Source organism: Sphingobium yanoikuyae, from assembly GCF_034424525.1.
Lineage (GTDB): Bacteria > Pseudomonadota > Alphaproteobacteria > Sphingomonadales > Sphingomonadaceae > Sphingobium > Sphingobium yanoikuyae.
This window is the reverse complement of record NZ_CP139979.1, coordinates 53,529-74,813: the sequence shown is the minus strand read 5'-3', so window position 1 is coordinate 74,813 and position 21,285 is coordinate 53,529. Positions and strand designations below refer to the sequence as shown.

The 21,285-nt window shown below is 64.2% G+C and carries 22 protein-coding genes; 9 read left to right on the top strand and 13 right to left on the bottom strand.

Going from position 1 to position 21,285, the window contains the following annotated elements; genetic code table 11:
• Positions 1-62 precede the first annotated feature (62 nt).
• The 5 genes from U0025_RS00355 to mscL form a co-directional block, all read right to left on the bottom strand.
• Positions 63-428, bottom strand: coding sequence for a response regulator (locus U0025_RS00355; RefSeq protein WP_004210416.1), 366 nt, complete (start codon positions 426-428; stop codon positions 63-65).
• Between the two features lie 84 nt (positions 429-512).
• Entirely contained in the window at positions 513-950 is a 438-nt protein-coding gene (locus U0025_RS00350; protein ID WP_004210415.1) for a chemotaxis protein CheW, read from the bottom strand.
• Positions 951-961: 11 nt separating this feature from the next.
• Complete coding sequence (locus tag U0025_RS00345) at positions 962-3,331, bottom strand: chemotaxis protein CheA (protein ID WP_004210414.1); 2,370 nt, start codon at positions 3,329-3,331, stop codon at positions 962-964.
• A 136-nt stretch (positions 3,332-3,467) separates the two neighbouring features.
• The gene (locus U0025_RS00340) at positions 3,468-3,740 is read right to left on the bottom strand and encodes a hypothetical protein (RefSeq protein ID WP_004210413.1); all 273 of its coding nucleotides are present in this window, start codon (positions 3,738-3,740) and stop codon (positions 3,468-3,470) included.
• Positions 3,741-3,883: 143 nt separating this feature from the next.
• The gene (mscL, locus tag U0025_RS00335) at positions 3,884-4,318 is read right to left on the bottom strand and encodes a large conductance mechanosensitive channel protein MscL (protein WP_004210412.1); all 435 of its coding nucleotides are present in this window, start codon (positions 4,316-4,318) and stop codon (positions 3,884-3,886) included.
• A gap of 101 nt (positions 4,319-4,419) precedes the next feature.
• On the opposite strand from mscL, the gene U0025_RS00330 reads away from it, so the two are divergent.
• Genes U0025_RS00330 through U0025_RS00315 form a run of 4 tightly spaced genes read left to right on the top strand, consistent with a single transcriptional unit; the run spans position 4,420 to position 7,049 of the window.
• Complete coding sequence (locus tag U0025_RS00330) at positions 4,420-5,022, top strand: LemA family protein (RefSeq protein ID WP_004210411.1); 603 nt, start codon at positions 4,420-4,422, stop codon at positions 5,020-5,022.
• A gap of 10 nt (positions 5,023-5,032) precedes the next feature.
• Positions 5,033-5,833, top strand: coding sequence for a TPM domain-containing protein (locus tag U0025_RS00325; protein ID WP_004210410.1), 801 nt, complete (start codon positions 5,033-5,035; stop codon positions 5,831-5,833).
• Between the two features lie 50 nt (positions 5,834-5,883).
• On the top strand, positions 5,884-6,510 hold the full coding sequence (locus U0025_RS00320; protein WP_048938408.1) for a TPM domain-containing protein: 627 nt from the start codon (positions 5,884-5,886) through the stop codon (positions 6,508-6,510).
• Complete coding sequence (locus U0025_RS00315; RefSeq protein ID WP_004210408.1) at positions 6,507-7,049, top strand: NUDIX hydrolase; 543 nt, start codon at positions 6,507-6,509, stop codon at positions 7,047-7,049. The genes U0025_RS00320 and U0025_RS00315 overlap by 4 nt, the downstream gene beginning before the upstream one ends.
• A 218-nt stretch (positions 7,050-7,267) precedes the next feature.
• Here the strand turns inward: U0025_RS00315 and U0025_RS00310 are convergent, their stop codons facing one another.
• Complete coding sequence (locus tag U0025_RS00310; protein WP_004210406.1) at positions 7,268-7,726, bottom strand: DUF6456 domain-containing protein; 459 nt, start codon at positions 7,724-7,726, stop codon at positions 7,268-7,270.
• Between the two features lie 100 nt (positions 7,727-7,826).
• Between U0025_RS00310 and U0025_RS00305 the strand changes: the two genes are divergently transcribed.
• Positions 7,827-8,390, top strand: coding sequence for a helix-turn-helix domain-containing protein (locus U0025_RS00305; protein WP_004210404.1), 564 nt, complete (start codon positions 7,827-7,829; stop codon positions 8,388-8,390).
• A gap of 57 nt (positions 8,391-8,447) precedes the next feature.
• Positions 8,448-9,617 carry a glycosyltransferase gene (locus U0025_RS00300; protein ID WP_004210402.1) on the top strand — a complete coding sequence of 390 codons (1,170 nt, stop codon included), beginning with the start codon at positions 8,448-8,450 and terminating at the stop codon, positions 9,615-9,617.
• 138 nt (positions 9,618-9,755) lie between these two features.
• On the opposite strand, the gene U0025_RS00295 is transcribed toward U0025_RS00300, so the two are convergent.
• The gene (locus U0025_RS00295; protein WP_157225210.1) at positions 9,756-10,559 is read right to left on the bottom strand and encodes a hypothetical protein; all 804 of its coding nucleotides are present in this window, start codon (positions 10,557-10,559) and stop codon (positions 9,756-9,758) included.
• A 489-nt stretch (positions 10,560-11,048) separates the two neighbouring features.
• Entirely contained in the window at positions 11,049-12,686 is a 1,638-nt protein-coding gene (locus U0025_RS00290) for a molybdopterin oxidoreductase family protein (RefSeq protein WP_004210399.1), read from the bottom strand.
• Between the two features lie 143 nt (positions 12,687-12,829).
• Here U0025_RS00290 and modA point away from each other — a divergent pair, with 143 nt between their 5' ends.
• A complete protein-coding gene (gene modA, locus U0025_RS00285; protein WP_004210398.1) occupies positions 12,830-13,615 on the top strand; it encodes a molybdate ABC transporter substrate-binding protein in 786 nt (261 codons plus the stop codon).
• A 19-nt stretch (positions 13,616-13,634) separates the two neighbouring features.
• Here the strand turns inward: modA and U0025_RS00280 are convergent, their stop codons facing one another.
• Positions 13,635-14,381, bottom strand: coding sequence for an HAD-IIB family hydrolase (locus U0025_RS00280; protein WP_004210397.1), 747 nt, complete (start codon positions 14,379-14,381; stop codon positions 13,635-13,637).
• 175 nt (positions 14,382-14,556) lie between these two features.
• On the opposite strand from U0025_RS00280, the gene modB reads away from it, so the two are divergent.
• The gene (gene modB / locus U0025_RS00275) at positions 14,557-15,261 is read left to right on the top strand and encodes a molybdate ABC transporter permease subunit (protein ID WP_037490960.1); all 705 of its coding nucleotides are present in this window, start codon (positions 14,557-14,559) and stop codon (positions 15,259-15,261) included.
• Positions 15,251-15,880, top strand: a complete 630-nt coding sequence (locus U0025_RS00270) for an ATP-binding cassette domain-containing protein (protein WP_004210395.1) — start codon at positions 15,251-15,253, stop codon at positions 15,878-15,880. The genes modB and U0025_RS00270 overlap by 11 nt, the downstream gene beginning before the upstream one ends.
• A 3-nt stretch (positions 15,881-15,883) precedes the next feature.
• On the opposite strand, the gene U0025_RS00265 is transcribed toward U0025_RS00270, so the two are convergent.
• Genes U0025_RS00265 through U0025_RS00250 form a run of 4 tightly spaced genes read right to left on the bottom strand, consistent with a single transcriptional unit; the run spans position 15,884 to position 21,235 of the window.
• Positions 15,884-16,687, bottom strand: coding sequence for a class I mannose-6-phosphate isomerase (locus tag U0025_RS00265; RefSeq protein ID WP_004210394.1), 804 nt, complete (start codon positions 16,685-16,687; stop codon positions 15,884-15,886).
• Positions 16,688-16,719: 32 nt separating this feature from the next.
• Positions 16,720-19,230, bottom strand: coding sequence for a glycosyltransferase family 4 protein (locus U0025_RS00260; RefSeq protein ID WP_004210393.1), 2,511 nt, complete (start codon positions 19,228-19,230; stop codon positions 16,720-16,722).
• A complete protein-coding gene (locus U0025_RS00255; RefSeq protein ID WP_004210392.1) occupies positions 19,227-20,423 on the bottom strand; it encodes a Wzz/FepE/Etk N-terminal domain-containing protein in 1,197 nt (398 codons plus the stop codon). Before U0025_RS00255 ends, U0025_RS00260 begins: the two co-directional genes overlap by 4 nt.
• Positions 20,420-21,235 carry an ABC transporter permease gene (locus U0025_RS00250; RefSeq protein WP_004210391.1) on the bottom strand — a complete coding sequence of 272 codons (816 nt, stop codon included), beginning with the start codon at positions 21,233-21,235 and terminating at the stop codon, positions 20,420-20,422. The genes U0025_RS00255 and U0025_RS00250 overlap by 4 nt, the downstream gene beginning before the upstream one ends.
• Between the last annotated feature and the right edge of the window lie 50 nt (positions 21,236-21,285).

The following is a 21,285-nucleotide window of genomic DNA, read 5'->3' as shown; positions in this document are numbered from 1 at the left end:
ACGGGCTTTCAGAACGAAGAGGCTGGGAAAGACGGCGATATCCTCGAAGGGCGGGACCGGGCCTAGATGACCCCGACGATCGCCAGCTTGCTCTCCAGCGTCTCGCGGTCGAACGGCTTCATCACATATTCGTCGGCACCGGCCTCGACCGCCGCCTTGATATGGCTGATGCCATTTTCCGTGGTGCAGAAGATGATCTTGGGCCGGGCCTCCATCTTCGTGGCGGACAGCGCCTGCAGAAATTCCATCCCGCTCATCACCGGCATGTTCCAGTCGAGCAGCACCACGTCGGGCAGGCTGGCCTCGCACTGGGTCAGGGCATCCTGCCCGTCCACCGCTTCGGTCACGGTCAGGTCCAGCGATTCCAATATGTGGCGTGCCACTTTGCGGATGACCTTGGAATCATCGACGACCAGGCAGTTCTTCATGAAGCGTCCCTTTGATTTTTACGTGCCGGGAAGAGAGGCGTAAACGCGAAAGGCGAGGAAATGGTAAACGACGCGGCCAAGCGATCAGGCCGCCTGTGCCTGCGCACCGGCCTCGATGAAGCCGGCCAGCGACACCAGCAGATGGGGCACGCCCTCATGCTCCACCACGCCGCGCGCAAAGGGCATCCAGGCTGAATCCAGTTGTCCGCGCAGCGGCAGTTCGCCCTCGGGCACGCGACAGATATCCGACACGCCATCGACCATCAGGCCATAGCTATGGCCGCTGATATTGGCGATGATCGCCAGGTCGCGCTGGTCGGCCGGGGTCGCGCGCCCATGAATCAGCGCCGCGACATCGATGATCGTCAGCACCCGGCTGCGCAGCGCGGAAAGACCCGCGACATGCACGCCCATGCCGGGCACGGGCGATATCTCGGTCAGCTTGACCACCGCCTCGACCTCACTGGCATCGACCGCGATGCGGGCACCGGCCAGCGTCGCCAACAGATAGAGTTGCTCCATCGCTCTTCCCCTTATCCGCGCGCGCCGGACAGCGCCGCCATCAGCGCGTCCTGGTCATAGCGGTAGATGCTGGCATCCATCGGCCCGGTCGCCCGCGGCGTGGCGCGCAGATGCACCACCCGGCATCCCATGATCTCGGCCACCTGGCCGACATCGCCGGCCGAATAGAGCACGATATCCTGCGCATCGACGGCATCGCCCGGCAGGCCCAGCACGACCTCATGCCCGGCCTGGCGCAGCAGCGGCGCCAATATCTCGCGGGTCCAGCCATCCTCCGCATCGGCCAGCAGGCAACGGCCCCGGCTATGCGGCGCGATCGGTTCCTGCGGCAGCGCAGCGAACAGGGCGAAGGGGTTGATGACCTCCAGATGCTCGCCATCGACCACCGCGACACCGCTCAGCATGCCGTGCATCGCCACCATGTCCGGCACCAGCGGCATCTGGACGATGTCCAGCACCGCCGCGACCGGGTAGCAGGCTTCCAGGCTGCCATCGCGCAGGCGCAGCGCACAGACCTTGTCCTCGGCAAAGGCATGGCGGCCGTTCACCACCGGCACCAGCCGCTCGTCCAGCCGGACGAAGGCCTGGCCGCCGGACCGGCCGAACAGGCTGGCTTCGATATCCTCGACCCGCTCGATCAGCGACAGGCGCAGCAGGCGCCGTTCGCCCGACAATTCCTCGAAACGCAGCGCCGCCACCATTTCGACGCCGGCCTCCTGCGCGGCGGCATCCGCCACCGCGCCATGGGCGCGATCGTCGATCAGGTTCGGCAGGCGCGCCGCATTGGCCAGGCCCGCCGCATCCAGCAGCAGCATCGGCTTGCCATTGTCGGGCAGGGTCATGCCGGCATAGACGCCGCTCGCCATCACCAGCGGCGATGCGGGACGGATCACCAGTTCCTCATGATTCTCGACCGCGGACACGCCCATGGCAAAGGGCACGCCGGTCGCCGATCGCACCACCATCACGGCGCGCGGTCCGACCTGCTGCGGCTTGTCCATGCCAAGCACATCTTCCAGGTCGATCATCGAATGGCGGATCGACCGGATCGTCGCGATCTTGGCGCCGCCGACATCGGCAATCTGCATCATCTCGTTATTGTCGTGCAGTATCTCGACCACCGCCGCGCGCGGGATCGCGAAATGCAGCCCCCCGGCGCGCACGATCAGGCCCGGAATGATGGTCAACGTCAGCGGCACGCGCAGCGTGATGCGCAGCCCCTGCCCCGGATGATTGTCCAGCGCGATGACGCCGCCGATCCGTTCGATATTGGCACGCACCACGTCCATGCCGACACCGCGCCCCGACACCGCCGTCACCTTGGCCGCCGTCGTCAGCCCCGGCTGGAAGATCAGGTCCAGCTTGTCCTGCTCGGTCATCCGCGCCGCCGCGTCGGGCGTCAGCCGCCCGGCAGCAATCGCCTTTTCCACCAGCCGCGCAGTGTTGATGCCGGCGCCGTCATCGCTGATCTCGATCACGATCTGGTTGCCCGACTGGCGCGCCTCCAGCCGCAACCGGCCGGCCTCCGGCTTGCCCGCCGCACGCCGCCGCTCGGGCGTCTCGATGCCATGGTCGATGCTGTTCCGCACGATATGGGTGAGCGGGTCGACGACCATTTCCACCATCTCGCGGTCCATCTCGACATCGCCGCCTTCCAGGCTCAGCTCGATCCGCTTGTCGAGATCGCGGCTCAGGTCGCGCACCATGCGCGGCATCGCCGCGAACAGGCGCTCGACCCGCTGCATGCGGGTCTTGGAAATCACGTCGCGCATGTCTGCGACACAGGTGGACAGCCGCTCGAACGCGCTGTCCAGTTCGGGATCGGCCGACCGGTCGCGTAGCTTGCGCGACAATTCGTTGCGCGCCAGCACCATATCCGACACGCCGTTCATCAGTTGGTCGATCAGCGACAGCGGCAGGCGGATGGTGCGCAGCGCCTGGCCCTGGCGCACGGCAGCGACCGGGGCCGCCGGTTCTTCCGGCTCCGCTTCTGCGGCGGGCGCGGCCGGCGCCTCCACCTGCGTCAGCGCGCCGATCAGATATTCGTCATTCTCGTTGGGCAATGCCGCGCCACGCGCCACCGCCTCGGCCAGTTCGCCGATCCGGTCCATGATCGCCAGCACCGCGCTGACGGTCGCGGGATCGGGCTTGCGGTTGCCGGCGCGAATCTCCGACAACACGTCCTCGGCCGCATGGCTCAATTTCTCGAAGCGCGGCAGATTGAGGAAGCCGCAGCTACCCTTGACCGTATGGAAGAAGCGGAAAATGGCGTCCAGCCGCTGGCTGTCGCCCGGATTGGCCTCCCAGGCGACGACCTCGCCCGCCAGAGCCTCCAGCGTTTCCTGCGTTTCGGATATGAATTCCTGAAGTAACTCGTCCATTCCCACGACCTTTGGATGCGCGCGAGGGCACCATGGCCGGCCGTGGTTAAGGGGCCGTTAAAGGCGAGAGCCGGCAAAGAAAAAGGGCGCCGCAAGCGCGACGCCCCTTTGGCCCGATGGTCGGTGCCGCAGCGGATCAGTGCTGCTTCTTCTCCACCGCGTCGGCGGCAGCCTCGCCCGCCTCGCGGGTGGCGTCGGCCTTGTTCTCCAGCGCGTCGGCCGCATTTTCGGCTGCATTCTCGGCGTTGCCCGACAGGTTGTCGGCCATCGCTTCCATGTTCGCGGCCTGGTTGTCGAGAGCATCCGCCTGATTCTCGTAGGCATTCTCGACCTTGTTTTCCTGCTTGGAATCGCACGCGGCGAGCGAGACCATGCTGGCAAGGCCAAGGATTGCGACGAAGCTTTTCACAGCGTTTTCTCCTGTTGCGCCCCCTCAGGGCTGACATATTCGACACGAGGTTCGGGACGATCCATGCCATCCCGAACCCTGACGCCGATCAACCGGCCGCGTCCCCAATGGTTCCCATCAGGACCTCGGTTCGTCGCAATCGCTTATTTTTTCAGCGAGTCGCGAATCTCGCGCAGCAGCACGATATCCTCCGGCGTGACGGCCGGTGCCGGCGCTTCCTCCGGCTTGGCCAGAACCTTGTTCACCAGCTTCACCAGCAGGAAGATGATGAAGGCCAGGATGATGAAATTGACCAGCACGGTCAGGAACTGGCCCCAGCCGAACATGGCGACACCGGCCGCCTTCAGGTCGGCATAGCTGTTGGGATTGCCCTTGAACCCTTCGGGCAGGTCGCCCAGGCGCAGGAAGTAGCCCGAAAAGTCAGCGCCGCCGAAAAGATAGCCGACCACCGGCATGATCAGGTCATCGGTCAGCGACTTGGTGATGGTGGCAAACGCGCCACCGATGATGACACCAACCGCCAGGTCCATGACATTGCCGCGATTGATGAACGTCTTGAATTCCGAAATCAGCCCCATGATGAACCTCTTGTCTCGCCTTCGATAAACTCTGCATGGCCCGTTGCACGCCATCCGACAACGCCCTATTTCCGTCAGCGAAACAGAGCCGAGGATGTTCCATGCTTTTCCCGCGTCGCCTCTCCCGCCTTTTGCTGCCGGTCATGGGCGCGCTTGCGCTGTCCGCCTGCGGCATCAACAGCGTCCCCACTGCCGAGGAAAATGCCAAGGCCAAATGGGCTGACGTCCAGGCGCAATATCAGCGCCGCGCCAACCTCACCGGCAACCTCGTCGCCACGGTCAAGGCCGCCGGCAAGCAGGAACAGGCGACGCTGACCGCCGTTACCGAAGCCCGCGCCAAGGCGACGTCGATCCAGATCAACGCCGCCGACCTGTCCGATCCGGCCAAGGTCGCGCAATATCAGGCCGCCCAGGCACAGCTGAGCCAGGGCCTTGGCCGCCTGCTCGCCTCGGTCGAGGCCTATCCCGACCTCAAGACCAACGAGAATTTCCTCCAGCTCCAGTCGCAGCTGGAAGGCACGGAAAACCGCATCGCCGTCTCGATCCGCGATTATAATGAAGCGGTCCAGGCCTATAATACCCGCATCCGCACCTTCCCCGACGCGATCGGCGCCAAGCTGATCCATGGCGCAAAGCCCATGGCCCCGTTCCAGGCGGTCACGCCCGGCGCGGAAGAAGCGCCCAAGGTCGACTTCGGCAACTGAGCCGATAACGATGATGCGGCGCCTGCTGCTGGTCCTTGCGCTGCTGGTCTTCATACCGGCGGCGCAGGCACAGACCTTTCCCAAGCTGACCGGCCAGGTGGTCGATGCCGCCAACCTGCTCTCGCCGCAGCAGGAGCAGGCGCTGACCGCCAAGCTGGCCGCGCTCGACAAGCAGAGCGGCCGGCAGGTGGTGGTCGCCACCGTGCCCGATCTCCAGGGCTATGAGATTGGTGACTATGCCTATCAGCTAGGTCGCAGCTGGGGCATCGGCAGCAAGGAAAAAGACGACGGCACGATCCTGCTGGTCGCCCCGAACGAGCGCAAGGTTTGGATCGCCACCGGCTATGGTGTCGAGGGTATCGTCACCGACGCGCTCGCCTCGCGCATCTATCGCACCGCCATCATCCCGCGCTTCAAGGCGGGCGACTTTCCCGGCGGCATCGATGCGGGCGTCAACGAACTCGCCACCCTGCTGACCCTGCCGCCCGAGGAGGCAAAGGCACGCGCCGCCGCAGCCGAGGCGGAGCAGCGTAAGGGTGACAGCGGCGGCGGCGCCGTGATGCTGGTCTTCTGGGTCATCGTGATCGTCATCGTCGGCATATCGATGTTCGCCAGCCGCGGCGGTCGCGGTCGCCGCTATCGCGGCGGTGCCGGCCCTGTCATCATCTGGGGCCCGTCCGACAGCGGATGGGGCAGCGGCGGCGGTTCCGGTTGGGGCAGTGGCGGCGGTGGCTGGGGCGGCGGCGATGACGGCGGTTTTTCCGGCGGTGGCGGCAGCTTCGGCGGCGGCGGTGCGGGAGGCAGCTGGTGAAGCCGGTACAGTTCAGCGAACGCGATCATGACCTTGTCTCGGCCGCCGTGATGGAGGCCGAAAAGCAGACATCGGGCGAGATCGTGCCGATTGTCGCGCGTCGATCCGACGCCTATCATGATGTCGGCCTGCACTGGGCGATCGGCACCGTGTTCGTCGCCCTCGCTTTCTTCGCCTTCTTCCCGGACTATCTGCGCGACCTGGCCGGCCGGCTGCTGGGCGATTGGGACCATCAGGTCGCCGACTGGAAGATGCTGACCATCCTGCTGGGCGACCTGATCCTCGACTTCCTGGTGGTGCGCTACCTCCTCGCGATCATGCCACTGCGCATGGCGCTCACCCCGCGCGCGACCAAGGCCCGCCGGGTGCGCCGCCGCGCCATATTGCTGTTCCGCGCCGCCGCAGAGGCCCGCACCGCCGGCCGCACCGGCGTGCTCATCTATCTCTCGCTCGACGAGCATCGCGCCGAAATCGTCGCCGACAAGGCGATCAACGATCGCGTCACGCCGGAAGCCTGGGGCGAGGCGATGGCGCTGCTGATCGATGCGGTGCGCGACGACCGGCCGGGCGAAGGCCTTGCCCTCGCCATCGGCCGGGTCGGCGCGATTCTGGCGCCGCACTTCCCCCGCGCCGCCGACGACATCAACGAACTGCCGGACAGACTGATCGAATTATGAGCGATAATGACTGGAATGCGCCCGAGGAAACCATGTGGACCGGGCGCTTCATCACCGCGAAGACGCGCGGCAAATGGGAATATGTCGGCCGCGCCCGCGGCATCCGCGCCGCCGTCATCCTGGCGATCGACGAGGATGCAGACGGCCGCCATGTCCTGCTGGTCGACCAGTATCGCGTGCCGCTCGGCAAGCGCTGCATCGAACTGCCCGCGGGCCTCGTCGGCGATCATGACGCCGGCGAGGAGGCCAGCCTCGCCGCCAGCCGCGAACTGGAGGAAGAGACCGGCTATCTCCCCGGTCGCCTCGAATCGCTCGGCGAATTTTTCAGCTCGCCCGGCATGGTCTCGGAAAGCTTCACCCTGTTCCGCGCCCATGATCTGGTGAAGACCGGCGATGGCGGCGGCGTCGACAGCGAGGATATCCGCGTCCACCGCGTCCCCCTCGCCACCCTGCCGGACCAGATCGCAGCCTGGCGCGACCAGGGCTTCGCCATGGACGTAAAGCTGCTCCTGCTCCTCGGCGCAGGATTCTTGGCCTGAATGCAAACATACCGCGCCCCTCCCTTCCAGGGAGGGGTTGGGGTGGGTAGCAAGCGCAGCGGGGTCCATGGCCTAGGCGCTACGGGCCGCTGCATATTTATTCCGTTCGCCCTGAGCGAAGTCGAAGGGCATGACTGAGCGAAGGCGAAGTCATCGCCTCGCGCCGCTCGGCCGAAGGCTTCGACTTCGCTCAGCCCGGACGGTTCATTTAGCCCCCCTCACCCCATCCGATACCAGTCCGCCACCCGGTCGAGCGCCAGTCCCAGCACCAGCTTGCCCGCGCGACTGGGCCAGCCCAGCGCCCGTTCCGCCGGCCCCAGCCCCTCACCCGCGCACACCACCCGCCACAATATGTCGGCCAGTCCCGGCCCCGCCGCCCGCACCGCGCCGTCGAACCGCTCGCGCGCCGACAGCTGCGCGGCGCTCGGATCGGGCATCGCCGCCGCGCCGCCCCGTCGCCGCTCCGCCGGTGCCCCGTCCCAGCGCATCGTCACCCGCGCGCCCAATCCCGCCTGCTCCCAGTCGCGCCGCAACCTCTCCCCCGCCGCCAGTTGCCGGTCGCTCACATGGCCGCGTGCATGCAGCCAGCCGAGCGGCGATTCCCCCAGATGCAGTTTCACCGCCTGCATCTTGCCGGCAGGGTCTTCGATCATCTGGTCGACAAACTGGGTGGCCATGGCGGCATCTCCTGACAGGGTGGCGAAGGCCAGGGGCTTGCCACGACGGATAATCTGTAGGAAAGAGAAAACCAAATAGGTTATCAACCCGAGGACAGCCATGATCACCCGCATCCGCGAGGTCCGCAAGGCCAAGGGCCTGACGCTGGAACAGGTGGGCCTGCTCTGCCTGCCGCCTACCACCGCCCAGACCATCGGCCGGCTCGAAACCGGCACCCGCACCGTCTCGGTCAAATGGCTGAACCGGATTGCCGACGCACTCGGCGTCACCAGCGCGGAACTGGTCGCCCTGCCCGGCCAGAGCGAAGTGCCCGTCGCCGCCCTGCTCGGGCCGGAGGGCGCGCGCGCGCCGGTCCGCGCCCTGTCCTTCCCGCCACCCGTGCCCGCCGACGGCATGATCGGCATCCAGGTCAATGCCAGCATCGGCGACTATCGCAGCGGCGACGCCATCTGGTGCCGTCGCATCGCCCCGGCCGATTTCGCCAGCGCCTTGAACCGCGACGTCCTCTTCCCCCGCCCCGCCGGCCGCTTCCTGTTCGGCCGCCTCATCGGCCGCGAGGGCGACCGGCTCCAGATATTGCCGCTCGGCCATGGCGCCCGGCAACAGGTACTGACCGACCCACCCTGGGGCGCAGTGGCGGTGCAACTCGTCCGACGGCTATAGCCAAGCGCCCCCACCACGCCTAAGCCTCGCTTAACCGACATGCAGTAGGGAGGGCCCATGACACTCAACGTCCTCACGCTTTCCACGCTCTTCCCGGACATGAGCCGGCCCAATTTCGGCGTTTTCGTGGAGCGACAGGCGCGCGAACTGGCGAGCCGCCCCGACGTCAGCGTCACCGTCGTCGCCCCGATCGGCATGCCGCCCTGGCCGCTGTCGCGCGCCGGCCGCTATGCCCCGCTGCGCGCCCTGCCACCCAAGGAAAGGTGGAAGGATCTGACCGTCTATCGGCCGACCTTCCCGATCATCCCGAAATTCGGCGGCCGCACCAATGTCCTCACCATGACCCGCGCCATCCTGCCGCTGGTCAAGCGGCTGCACGCCCAGACCCCGTTCGACGTGATCGACGCCAGCTTCTTCTTCCCCGACGGCCCGGTGGCCCAGCGCCTGTCGAAGGCGCTTGGCATCCCCTATTCGGTCAAGGCGCGCGGCGCCGACATTCATCATTGGGGCACACAGCGCGGCACCAGGAAGATGGTGAAGCGCGCCGCCGACGGCGCCGCCGGCCTGCTCGCCGTCTCGGCCGCGATGCGCCGTTCCATGGGCCGGATGGGCATCGATGCCGACAAGATCCGGGTCCATTATACCGGCGTCGACCTCGACCGCTTCGAGATCGCCGACCGCGATCAGGCCAAGGCCGCGCTCGGCTTCGAAGGGCCGCTGATCCTCTGCGTCGGCGCGCTCATCCCGCGCAAGGGCCAGGATATTCTGGTCCGCGCCTTGCCGCTGCTACCCGGCACCACCCTGCTGCTCGCCGGCCAGGGCCAATATCGCCGGATGCTCGAAAATCTCGCGCAGGAACTGGGCGTCGAACGGCGCATCGGCTTCCTCGGCTCGGTGCCGCACGACCGCTTGCCGCGCCTCTATGCCGCCGCCGACGTGATGGCGCTGCCGTCGGAATCCGAAGGGCTCGCCAATGCCTGGGTGGAATCGCTCGCCTGCGGCACGCCGATCGTCATCACCGATGTCGGCGGCGCCCGCGAACTGCTCGATCGCCCCGAAGCCGGCAAGATCGTCGATCGCGAACCCGAAGCCCTGGCCGAAGCGATCGCCGACATATTGGCAGACCCGCCCGAACGCGACGCCGTTCGCGCCGCCGCCCTGCGCTTCACCTGGACCGCCAATGGCGACGCCCTGCTCGATCATCTCACAGGCATCGCGCGAGGCTGAACCGGTCTAGAATATACCCCGGCCCTCCGCTGGGGTGGCAAAGTTGGGTGGGGAGCGGACAGTCTGCTCGTGGCGATAGGATGCCGTTACCTGGCATTCAGAATGCGAGCCGAGCAAGTAAAACGACCTGCTATTTCTTTAATAGATTTCCTCAAATTCCCAACCGGTCAGTTTTAAGGTCAGCAGTCCAAAATCGCGCATTGCCCCCTTCTGAGGCGACCAACGGTCGGCATATTCGTAACTGCCCTTACGAGCGCGTTCGAGTATCCATCGACTACCATCCGAGCCGCCGCCGCAATTTTCGGGCGGTTCATTGAACGGGCTAGCCCTCGCCATCGCGCGCTCCACTTGGTGCGCTTCTAAGGAACTGAGTTTCCGATTGATTTGCCGAGAGATACTACCCGGTTCATAACCCCCGGCACCGGAAAGCTCCTTCGCTATAAAATTAGTGGTGCCTGCGGACGTTTCGAAACGGACAATCACCGGATGATGAAACGTCGGGAGCCATGTGAATCTGAGAACACTGTCTCCGGCATACTTTTGGGCGTTTGAAATTTCAAAAAGAGATGGCTCCGTTGCGGCTTCCCAATGGTTGGAATACCATTCACTCTCAAAATTACTGATCTTAGGAAAGCATTCCGGATAACCCTTGAATTTACAAATGTGCATAACCTTCCCAAACGAAGGCGGGAGATACTGGATACCTGATTTTGAAGATCTAATCGCTTCAGATTTTCCTGGGAGCATTCGGCAAAGCGCATTATTCTCTTCATTGCTCGTCGGCACCTGCTGAGCAGTGCATGCCGCGAGCATCAATGGAGGAATACTCGCTGCAAGCCAAAGGAGCGACCGACCCATCATATTTTCTGTCAACCCATGCCCGTAAGCCAGCTTCCTCAAAGTTGCTGGAAATGTCTGCAATTGGAAAGCGGAAAACACCATATCAAAGGCAACAAATGGTCGTTTTCAGACCATCCTCCCCTGCAAGGGGAGTTCAAGGGAGACCCGTGTCTCCCTTGAACTGGCCGAAGGCCAGACGGAGGGGTATCTCCCTCTCGATAGGGCGACACCCCTCCACCACTTCGTGGTCCCCCTCCCCTTGCAGGGGAGGATTTTACAGCCGCATTTGGTCGGTAGCAGCCCCATCGCTTTCCTACTCTCGCCCTTTCTGTTCCACATGCTTCGATGGAACGCCGCGCCCTTTCCCGCCTCCACTGCCGCCGCCCACGCGACACTGTCGCGTCGCTGTCCTTTCCCTGTCGCCTCGCTGTCGCGTCGCAGGCGCGACACCGGCGCCTGATCGTCGCGCGGCCATTACCCCGCGCCGACCGACCTGACGCCAATCCGCCAAAAGACGCGCCACCACATGCCGCACAACGGTGTGAACTTTCTACTGTCGCGTCGGCGCCCCGTCGCCCGGCGATCTACCGCCTAGGACAAGGGCAGCAGGCGGGCCTTGCCGTCCGGCGTCGGGAAGCGCCCCTCGTCGAACGGCAGCTCGCCCCAGCGCCACGGGGTCAGTTCCTCATAGGCGGGGTTGGAAATCGGGGCATGGCGGCGCAGGTTGAGCAAGCGCGCACCGTCATTGCCATAGGCGGTCAGGCGCACATGCTCGCGATAGATTTCCGCCGCCCATTCATAATGAAATGCCGCCTGCCAGCCCATGGCGCGCGCGACCTGGGTGACGATCCACCAGTCGGGCTTCGCTTCACCGGGCAGCGGGAACAGCCGGCGCTGGCGGCTGATCAGCCGGTCCGCCCCGGTCAGCGTGCCGTCCTTCTCGACCCAACTGGCCGATGGCAGCGCGATACCGCGCCCGTCCCGCTCGGGATCGGCCCAGGGGGTGGAGCGGATCGCCAGCGGCACCACGTCCAGCGCCGCGCGCAGCCAGGCCGGATCGATGCCGTCGCCGCTTATGCTCCACAGCGCGCGGATGCGCCCGTCCCGCACCGCGTCGGCCAGTTCCGCACCATCCAGCCCCGGCCCGGTCGCCATCGCCTCGGCCGACCAGAAGCGATCTATTTCGGCCATCGCCTCTGCCGTGAAGCCGCGATGCGCCGCAAGCCCCGTCGCATTGCAGCCGACCTCGCGCCCGCCCATGCCATTGGCCGCGGCCGTCATGGCAAAGGGCGTCGCCCCCGGCCTGCCAATCCGTCCGGTTGCCAGATGGAAATCGATCACCGCCCGCGCCAGCCCCTCGTCCGCGCCGCCAAACAGCGTCACGATCCGCGGCACGGCGGCGATCCGGTCATAGAGCGCGCGAAGCTCCACCGGCGACAGGCCGCAACTGCGCGCCACCGACCACAGATCATGGCGGGTCCACAGTTGCGCCCAGAAATCGTCGGGTACGCTGACACTGCGCGCCAGATAGTCGCCATCGGTCGCGCCGACATCATGGCAATGGCGCAGCAGTCCGGCGATCCAGGACGCCATGCCGTCGCGCGGCATTTCGATGCGCAGGTCGGCCTCGATGCTCGTCCCCTCGCCCGGCGCCGCCAGCAACAGCAGTTCGACGCCCTGATCGGCCCGCGCCGCCGCGATCCGCGCATTCAGCACCGGATGTTCCTGCGCCAGATCCGCGCCGATCATCAGGATCAGTTCGGCCCGCTCGATATCCTCATAGGCGGCGGGCATCACATCCTCGCCATAGGCCGCGCGCTGCGCCAGCGCCGCGCCGTCATTCGCCGCCCAGCCCGCATCGACATGGGCCGAACCGATGAAGCCCTTCATCAGCTTGTTGGCGACATAATAATCCTCGGTCAGCAGACCGTCGCCGACATGCAGCGCCACGCTGTCCGGGCCATGCTGGGCGATCACCGCCGACAAGCGCCGGGCGACCTGCGCGATCGCCTTCTCCCAGCGTTGCGGCCGACCGTCGATGATCGGCTGGAGCAATCGCCCTTCCAGCCCGACCTCTTCCGCGATCTCCAGCCCGCGGATGCACAGCCGCCCGGCATTGGCCGGATGCATCCGGTCGCCCTCGACCATCAGGTCGCGATCCTCGCCGGTGATGGCGCGCAGGCCACAGCCGACGCCGCACCGGCCGCAAAGCGTGCGTATCACGGCCATGTCAAAGGGCTGTGCGGGTCCGGCCGGAACGGACGAAGGGGGAAAGGATCGGCGTCACCAGCGCCTGCTTAGCGGATCGGGCGCGGCGACAAAAGCATGTGCCGACAATTGCATGGCCGCGGCGCCGGGCGCACAAGGCGGTCATGCGCTTCTTCTCTCCGATTCCGCTCCTGCTGCGCGCGCTCGCGCTCCTGTCAATTTTGCTGTCGCCATCCTGGGCCGCCGCGCAGGACAGACGCGGGCCACTGGTGCTTGCCGCCGCCAGCCTGCAGGAATCAATGAACGCTGCCGCCGATGCCTGGGCGCGGCAGGGCCATGCCCGCCCGGTCCTGTCCTTCGCCGCCTCCTCGGCGCTGGCCCGGCAGATCAAGGCCGGCGCCCCTGCCGACCTGTTCGCCTCTGCCGACGAGGATTGGATGGACGATATCCAGAAGGCCGGCTTCGTCGCGCGCGGCAGCCGCGCCGACATGGCCGGCAACCGGCTGGTGCTGGTCGCCCCGGCCGGCAAGCCGGTGCGGCTGCGCATCGGCCGCAACATGCCGCTCGCCGCAGCGCTGAACGGCGGCCGCCTCGCCATGGCCGATCCCGACGCCGTGCCGGCGGGCAAATATGGCAAGGCGGCGCTCACCGCGCTCAATGTCTGGCCCTCGGTCGCGGACAAGGTCGCGCGCGGCGACAGCGTGCGCGCCGCCCTTGCCCTCGTCGAGCGCGGCGCCACCCCGTTCGGCATCGTCTATGCAACCGATGCCCGTGCCTCGAAATCGGTGCAGACGGTCGGGACTTTTCCCGCCAACAGCCATCCGTCGATCCGCTATCCGGTGGCGCGGCTGACCGCCAGTCGCCACCACGACGCGGAAGGCTTCCGCCGCTTCCTGCTGTCGGCGCAGGGCCGGGCGATCCTTGGCCGTTACGGCTTCAGCGCGCCCTGATCCCTGTCACTTTCGCTGTCTATTTCTGGCAGGCGACGATCGCGTCGATCACCGACAGCGTTTCCTGCGGATCGCGCACGCGCACCGTGTCGAGCCCCAGTTCCTTGGCGGGATAGTCGTTGCCGCCCGGAAAGATGGCGTCGCCGATGAACATCATCGCGTCGAGCGCGATGCCGCTCGCGTCGCGCAGCTTCTTGAGGCCATAGGCCTTGTCCACGCCTTCGCGGGTGATGTCGATCGACGTCGCGCCGCCCATGTTGATCGACAGGCCCGGCAGGCGCTGGCGCAGGTCGGCCTGGATGATCTTGCGCTTGGCGAAGTCGGGATCCCAGCCTTCCTTGGCGTGGATCGGCGCCTGCTGGCCGAGCGCGGAGAAGGTGATCTGACTGCCGCGATCCTCGATCCGCTCGCCCCAGGTCTGCTCGGGCACGAAGCCGGTCGCTTCCAGCGCCGCGTCGAACGCGGTCAGGATCGCGGCTTTCTGCGCCTCATCGAACAGTTCGGCATAGACCGGGGTCCAGGCGCCCTGCTGATAGGTGTAGAGCTTGGTGCCGGTCGTGGGCATCAGCCACAGCCGCGACAGGTCCGCATCGGCCGACAGCCGGCTCGCCACCTGCTTGTCGAATTGCGGCCAGTCGCCACCCGAAATCACGGCGACATGCGCAACCTTGAGCAGCCGGGCAAGTGCCTGTGCCATCGGCTCCCCCAGCGGCTGCTTGCTTTCGGCAAGCGTGCCGTCAAGGTCGAACGCAACGAGTTCCTTCATTCCACAAGCTCCGATTTTGCAATTACTATGTATTGCGACCCTTTTTTTGATCTCGTCCGGGGCTACCGCCCCGTCGCTGCCTCTACAATCTTTTTGCCCAGCACTTGTCAAACAGCTTCGCTATGAGTCAGCCTGCTGGTTGCAAAGGCGGTTAGATAGATGGTTTGACGAACTCGTGACATGGAGCCTCAGCGCCGATGAATGGATTATCATCGGCCTATCGCTAAAAGTCGGATTGACGGCCATGATGGCCATGCTGCCGGTCGCCTTTGCGCTGGCATGGCTGCTGGCGCGTGCCCGTTTCCCCGGGAAGCTGATTCTGGATACTTTGGTTCACCTGCCGCTGGTCGTCCCGCCTGTGGTGACGGGATGGCTGCTGCTGCTGCTGTTCGGACCACAGGGGCCGATCGGCTGCTGGTTGCTCGACTGGTTCGGGATCACCCTGCTGTTCCGATGGACCGGAGCCGCCCTTGCGGCCGCGATCATGGCCTTGCCGCTGATGGTCCGGGCGATGCGCCTGTCGATCGCCGCCATCGATCATCGACTGGAACAGGCGGCCCAGACGCTCGGCGCCTCTGCCGTTCGCGTCTTCTGCACCATTTCCCTTCCCCTTGCGCTACCGGGCATATTTGCCGGCGCAATGCTGGGCTTTGCCCGATCCATCGGCGAATTCGGTGCCACGATCACCTTCGTGTCCGACATTCCGGGCGAGACGCGCACCCTCCCCATCGCCATCTATTCCGCGCTGCAATTGCCCGACAGCGACCATGTCGTGCTGCGCCTCGCGCTACTGTCCGTCGCGCTGTCCTTCGCCGCATTATTGCTGTCGGAATATCTTGCCCGGCGCGCCATGGCAGCGGGACGATCCCATGATCTTTGATATCGATATCCACCTGCGACGCGGCGATCGTGACATTGCTTGCCGCATCCGGTCGGACAGCGGCATCATCGCCCTGTTCGGCTCTTCAGGCGTGGGCAAGACATCGACGCTCAACATGATCGCCGGCCTGCTGCGCCCCGATCACGGTCATATAGCGATTGGCGGGCAGAGACTGTTCGACAGCCATGCCGGCATCGACATTGCCGCTGCACGGCGCCGCTGCGGCTATGTCTTCCAGGAACCACGGCTGTTCCCCCACATGCGCGTGCGCGCCAATCTGCGTTATGGGCGCCCTCGCGGCCAGCCGGATGGCGGCGTCCACGGCCTGTCGCAGGAGGCATTGATCGAACTGTTGGGCATAGAAGCTCTACTCGACCGCTGGCCAGCATCGCTGTCGGGCGGCGAAGCACAGCGCGTGGCGATCGGCCGCGCGCTGCTTTCCACCCCCCGGTTGCTGCTGCTGGACGAGCCGATCTCGTCATTGGACCTGGCTCGTCGCACCGAGATATTGGCCCTTATCGCGCGCCTGCATGCACTGACCGGCATAGCGGTCGTGTATGTCAGCCATGACCGTGCGGAACTGGATTATCTGGCCGGTGACGTCATCGCACTGAGTTGACCATCATACCGATGCGACCAGCACATCGGCGCCATCCTCGACCGTGATGACGGTCTCGCCCTTCATCAACCAGCACTGATGCGCGGCCCATGGCGCGCCATCGATGGTGCCCGTACCTGACAAGGGGATGAACCAGCCCGTGTCGGAAACGATCCTTTCCTCCGACCCCGCGTCCCAATAACGCATGTCGAGCGTAAAAGGCGCCACGGCGCGATCAAGCATCGCGCAATCCTGGCCCGTCGGAATGACCCTGTCCGCCATCGGATAAGGGCGTGCTACCGAAACCGCGATCCCGGCATCAAGATGCAGTTCACGTGGCCGTCCATAGTCGAACAGGCGATAGGTCACGTCATTGTTCATCTGCACTTCGACCAGCGTCACGCCCGCACCAATGGCGTGAACGGTTCCGGCCGGCACATAGAAAAAGCTGCCCGGCTGAACCGGCTTCCAGTCCATCAACGCTTCCAGCGAACCGTCCAGGGCCGCTGCCCGCAGCGCGTCGCCATCAAGTGGCCGGATAGTGCCGATGCCCAGCGTGGCGTTAGGCGTCGCATCCAATATATACCAGCATTCGCTCTTGCCGCCCGACAGCCCCACGGCGTGCGCCTGCTCGTCATTGGGATGCACCTGGAGCGACAATTTCTCGCTGGTGAAGATATATTTGACCAGGAGCGGCGGCCTTTCGCCTTCCGGACCATCAAACCAGATTTCGCCGACCTTGTCCTGCATCGGATTGGGGAACGCCCCGATGTCGGTGCGCCCCCATGGTTTGACGACCTGCTTCATCTCCAGACATACGGCAGTCACAACACGATCCCCTGTTCCATCCGGGTCATCGTTCAGAATACAGCCGGTTCGCGATTGAACGCCAACTGCCGCAAACCACCGATCGTCATCGCCTCGATGAAGTTTGCGCGCGCAACCAGATCGTCTGCATGGCAGAAATAGAAACCGCCCACGCCAAGCGAAATCACCCGGCTGTCGGCCCCACCGGTTACCTCGTCCAGGTCGACCGGTCGGCTGGTCTTGAACCGGATGTGAAAACCTTCCGGCGCTGCGATGTCGGCAATGTCGATGGCGATCCAGCGGAACTCGTCCGGTTGCAAGCTTCCTTCAACGAAGACACCTGCGGCGGGAGCGCTGACCTCGAACTTGGTCGCTTTTCCGGGCGGCGCATGGACCTTGATGAAACCGCGAACCGGCCCCTTCTGATCCAGGAAGCGTAAGGCCAGTTCTCCGCCATCGCCCTTGGTCCAGCACCCCCACTCTTCGGGCCAGTACCAACCCGTGCCGCTCCGATAGATTTCCGCCGAGCCCAACCCCTTCCAGATGCGATGCTCGGGCGTCCGTCCCAGCGGGTAATAGGCGCCGAATGTCACCGGCTCTATCCGTTGCGACCATTCGTCATTGGCTCCCAGCATTGCCGGCTTGCGGGCCAGGAATGTCTCGATCTCGCGTCCGATCTGATCTGCCACATGCTGCCAGGTCCGGGGCGAAAATTCCGCGGCGATTTTCGCTTCGAGCCGCTGCAGTTCCGCACGATCGAAAACCAGCCGCTCGGCCTTGTCGATCAGATCGGCCAACGATCCCGACTGGAAATAGACGCCGAAGGGACCACCGGCCTCCGGCAGCGAGGAATTGTCAGCCAGAAGCGGCACCTTGCCATAACAGAGCGATTCCGTCGCCGGCAGGCCCCAGCCCTCATAATGGCTGGGATACAGGGTGAAACGGCAACTGTCATAGAGCAGGCCCAGTTCCTCGTCGGAAAGGCCGGACAGGATCACCACGCGCGATCGAAGCTGCGACGATGCATCGAGCCGAGCATAGATGGCATCGTTCAGCCAACCATCCTTGCCGACACAAACCAGCTTGGGCACCTGTCGCGCGCCATGCTTCTCGATCAGCGCTTCCCAGGCATCGAATGCCGCAGCATGGTTCTTGCGCACTTCGATCGTGGAGACCATCAGCACGAAATCATCGGGCTTGAGCTGCCAGTCCCGGAGCAAGCGAACGGGCGCCAGCGGCTGCCCCGGATCGCGGAACTGCGCATCCAGCGGGATGACGGCGACATCCTCCGGCTCGATATGATGGCCAAGGGTGCTCGCAACCTTGAGCAGGTCGTTCTTCGTGGCATTGGAATTGACCAGGAAGAAGTCGGCGTGCTGGAACACGCCCAGTGCCCATTCGATGAATTCCTGCGTAAGCGCCTTGACGCAATATTGCGGCGTCACGATCGGGATGAGGTCGTGGACGAAGGGGATATAGCGCACGCCATGCAGTCGCTTGGCTTCCCGCACGAACAGGAAATAGTCGCGCAGCCACCAGGACGTACCCAGGTTGACGAGGAACGCGCCGGCATTAAATTTCAGCGGAGGCGCCAGACTGATACTGATCTTGAGATCCGTATAGGCCTGCTGCCATTGGGGATCGGACCGGTCGCCACTGATAAGAGCCAGACCACAGATGGCGATGAACTTTGCCGTCGCAACCTCGATCCAGCTACCATCATCCGGCAGGAAACAGCATACTTTGACGCTGCCGGCCGGTCGACTGCGGATCGAATCCGTGATGGTCGCGATCTGCACCCGCTGAATGCCGGTGGGAAGACGATTATGCGCAAAATACTCGATCAGGTCGGACGCGTCGAAGACGATCTGATCGCCCTCCCATGCTGCCGGCGCGCTGTCATCGCCCACCCTCTCATTGAGGCGCTCGCGCGCCGCTCTGAGCGCTTCGACCTGGCCCTCTTCCAGATTCAACTCTTTCACGCGCCCCAGCAGAGAGTCGAGCATGGTCAGTTCACCGTCGCGCATCGACGAAGGAGCAGAATCGGCGGTCGTCATTTCGGGATTCTTCAAAAGGCTGGCGAGAGCTTGCCGATCCATTTTGGTTCTCCGTTCGAGCAGGTGAAGAAGCTCCGTTAGCGCTTCGATATTGCCGTTGTTCGTTCGATAGGCCCGAAGGAAATGCTGCGTTGCGACAGCGTTTTTTTTCTGCAGTTTCGCAACGCGCCCCTGTTCGACGGCACCTTCGCCGTCCGGATCGATCGTCTCGGCGCGCGCATAAGCGTCCAGAGCCTGATCGACATCCCCCTTCTGCTTGAGCATGTGCCCAAGCTGGATCCAGATATGCGCCAGATTGGGCGCCTCGCTGACGGCCGCACGATAATGTTCGGCAGCCTGCTCCCAGTCCTTTGCGGATCGCGCCGCATTGCCGCGTGATATGAAGCCATGGACTGCGCCCGTCACGGGCACACCAGCCGACTTGTACCGCCCCTGCGCGCGATTGAGCTTTGAAACCAGCTTGCGGACCGGGGCGGGCGCCAACCGTTTCGCAGCCTCGCGATTCACGAGCTATGCTCCCTCACACCGGCAATCAGCAGCCAGGCGATGCCATAGGCAATGCCGAGCGCCAGGAAAACCGTGAAGACGGTCTTGAGTCCCTTGGGATACAGCGCCTTTTGCGGCACATTGGGTTCGACCAGGCGTACCACGAACAACTGCTGACGCGTTGCCTGCTCGCGAGCGCCCTCCAGCGCCGCCGCAGCCGCTGCGTAGCGCTTTGATTCAAAATCGCGGCGCAGTTCGAGATCCTGATAGTCACCCAGACGCGAGGCGATGGACTTGCTGTTGCCGACCAGGAAGCCTTCCTGCGACGTCAACTGCTGGTTGATTGCCTCGGCGCGGCTTTGCAGCGCCTTGTATTGCGGGTTGTCGCTGCCGATCTGCGCGGCGATCGCCTGCATCTCGGCACGCGCCATCGCCTCTTCCTTGCGCAGTTCGGTGACCAGCTTCAACTGTGCCTCCGCGCTGCCCTCGGGATCGACGTCACCGCGCCCTCGACGGAACGCCGCCAACTGCGCCTGCGCCTCGCGCAAGCCCTTCTCGGCTTCTGCCAGCTGCCGCCGGGCAAGCCCCTGCATGGACTCATAGGATCGCGCGTTCAGCGCATTGACCCGCTTCTCGCCAAGCGCCAGCATCGCATTGATGATGGCGTAGGAATCCGACGGTCGGAAGGAACGAACACGGACATTGATGATGCCCGTTTCCGAATCCAGATCGATGTTGGAGCGTGCCTTGAAATATTTCACAAGCTCCTCGTCCGTCGGATCGGCGGTCGGCAGGCGACTTATGAAATCGGCTTCGGGCCGGCGATAGCGTTCGACCAACTGGGTGCTGCGCCGCAACGAAGCGACCACATCATGCGACCGCATATAATCGCCCAGCGTCGACGCCTCTTTCGAGGAGTCGCTCGTGCCGAACGACTTCAGAACGGCGTCCAGACCGCTCGGCTCCTTGCCACCGCTATTGGAGCGAACGACAAGATGCGCTTCCGATTCATATTGGTCGGTCGCAATCAGGACGAAATAGGCAGCGACGATGGACGTCGGCAGGACAACGATCGCCAGAAAGAAGCGAAAGCGCCAGAGATAGCGCTTGATCGCATCAAGCTTGGACGGCGCGGAGACTTCATCATCCTCGACCACCGTCGGACGTGGGTCGACTTCCGTGCCTGATCGAACAATGTCAGTGAGCTTATTCATTTCAGTTCAACCTTCCGCCGCACAAGCTTGATCGACAACAAACCCAAAAAGGTGAGCACCATGCAGCATGCGCAGACATATGCCGGGTAAAAATGCTGGTCGGACGCAGGTTCGAACCAGCCATAACGCATCTCTTCAAACACCGAAGCCATGGGCCACCATGCAATCAGCCCGTGCAGCTTGTCCGGGAACCATTCCACCATGAAAAATGCGCCGGACAATGGCAGAAGAATATAGCTGATCGGGTGAACGAACTTCTGCAACGTGGGGCTTTCATAGGTTCCCCCGCACAAAATCATGGAAAGGGCGAATGAAAACCAGAAATATTCCAGAAATCCGGTGATGAAATAGAAGGGACGGGCTGGCCAGTCCCCCATATCGACCATGATGCACAGTCCGGTCAGCACGATGAAGGCGGCGATCGAGCCGGCTGCTTCCAGTATCGCGCGGGCCATCAATATGTCGAAAATGCTCACCATGCGGTGATACATCAACGGCAGATTGGACTCGATCGCGGCGTCGGCACGGTTCCAGATACCGCGGAACATGATGAACATCGTGTATCCCAGCACGATGAAGGGTACCACGCCGATACCCGCGCCATAGTGCCGCTCCTTCGCGATGAGCCGCAGCGAGACGACGAGCACCGCCAGAAGCATGGGTTCAAGGAACAGCCAGACATAGCCAAGGCCGCGCTTCCCATAACGCGTATGCAATTCGCGCATGATCAGCGCGCCGATGACGCTGAACTGAACCCGAAGCCCCTCAAAAAAGCCGGCCAAGCCTTTATTGTCTCTCGCCGCTTCGATCATTGTTTCCAACCAGATTGGGTCTGCATAGCCAGTTCAATTCGTCCATGCCG

Coding starts and splice junctions, on each gene's coding strand:
- U0025_RS00295 (WP_157225210.1), bottom strand. CDS start 10,559: ATGGTGTTTTCCGCTTTCCAATTGCAGACATTTCCAGCAACTTTGAGG.
- U0025_RS00270 (WP_004210395.1), top strand. CDS start 15,251: ATGATCTTTGATATCGATATCCACCTGCGACGCGGCGATCGTGACATT.
- U0025_RS00350 (WP_004210415.1), bottom strand. CDS start 950: ATGGAGCAACTCTATCTGTTGGCGACGCTGGCCGGTGCCCGCATCGCG.
- U0025_RS00280 (WP_004210397.1), bottom strand. CDS start 14,381: ATGAAGGAACTCGTTGCGTTCGACCTTGACGGCACGCTTGCCGAAAGC.
- U0025_RS00250 (WP_004210391.1), bottom strand. CDS start 21,235: ATGATCGAAGCGGCGAGAGACAATAAAGGCTTGGCCGGCTTTTTTGAG.
- U0025_RS00345 (WP_004210414.1), bottom strand. CDS start 3,331: ATGGACGAGTTACTTCAGGAATTCATATCCGAAACGCAGGAAACGCTG.
- U0025_RS00355 (WP_004210416.1), bottom strand. CDS start 428: ATGAAGAACTGCCTGGTCGTCGATGATTCCAAGGTCATCCGCAAAGTG.
- mscL (WP_004210412.1), bottom strand. CDS start 4,318: ATGGGGCTGATTTCGGAATTCAAGACGTTCATCAATCGCGGCAATGTC.
- U0025_RS00315 (WP_004210408.1), top strand. CDS start 6,507: ATGAGCGATAATGACTGGAATGCGCCCGAGGAAACCATGTGGACCGGG.
- modA (WP_004210398.1), top strand. CDS start 12,830: ATGCGCTTCTTCTCTCCGATTCCGCTCCTGCTGCGCGCGCTCGCGCTC.
- U0025_RS00290 (WP_004210399.1), bottom strand. CDS start 12,686: ATGGCCGTGATACGCACGCTTTGCGGCCGGTGCGGCGTCGGCTGTGGC.
- U0025_RS00320 (WP_048938408.1), top strand. CDS start 5,884: ATGGAGGCCGAAAAGCAGACATCGGGCGAGATCGTGCCGATTGTCGCG.
- U0025_RS00330 (WP_004210411.1), top strand. CDS start 4,420: ATGCTTTTCCCGCGTCGCCTCTCCCGCCTTTTGCTGCCGGTCATGGGC.
- U0025_RS00305 (WP_004210404.1), top strand. CDS start 7,827: ATGATCACCCGCATCCGCGAGGTCCGCAAGGCCAAGGGCCTGACGCTG.
- U0025_RS00255 (WP_004210392.1), bottom strand. CDS start 20,423: ATGAATAAGCTCACTGACATTGTTCGATCAGGCACGGAAGTCGACCCA.
- U0025_RS00310 (WP_004210406.1), bottom strand. CDS start 7,726: ATGGCCACCCAGTTTGTCGACCAGATGATCGAAGACCCTGCCGGCAAG.
- U0025_RS00325 (WP_004210410.1), top strand. CDS start 5,033: ATGATGCGGCGCCTGCTGCTGGTCCTTGCGCTGCTGGTCTTCATACCG.
- U0025_RS00300 (WP_004210402.1), top strand. CDS start 8,448: ATGACACTCAACGTCCTCACGCTTTCCACGCTCTTCCCGGACATGAGC.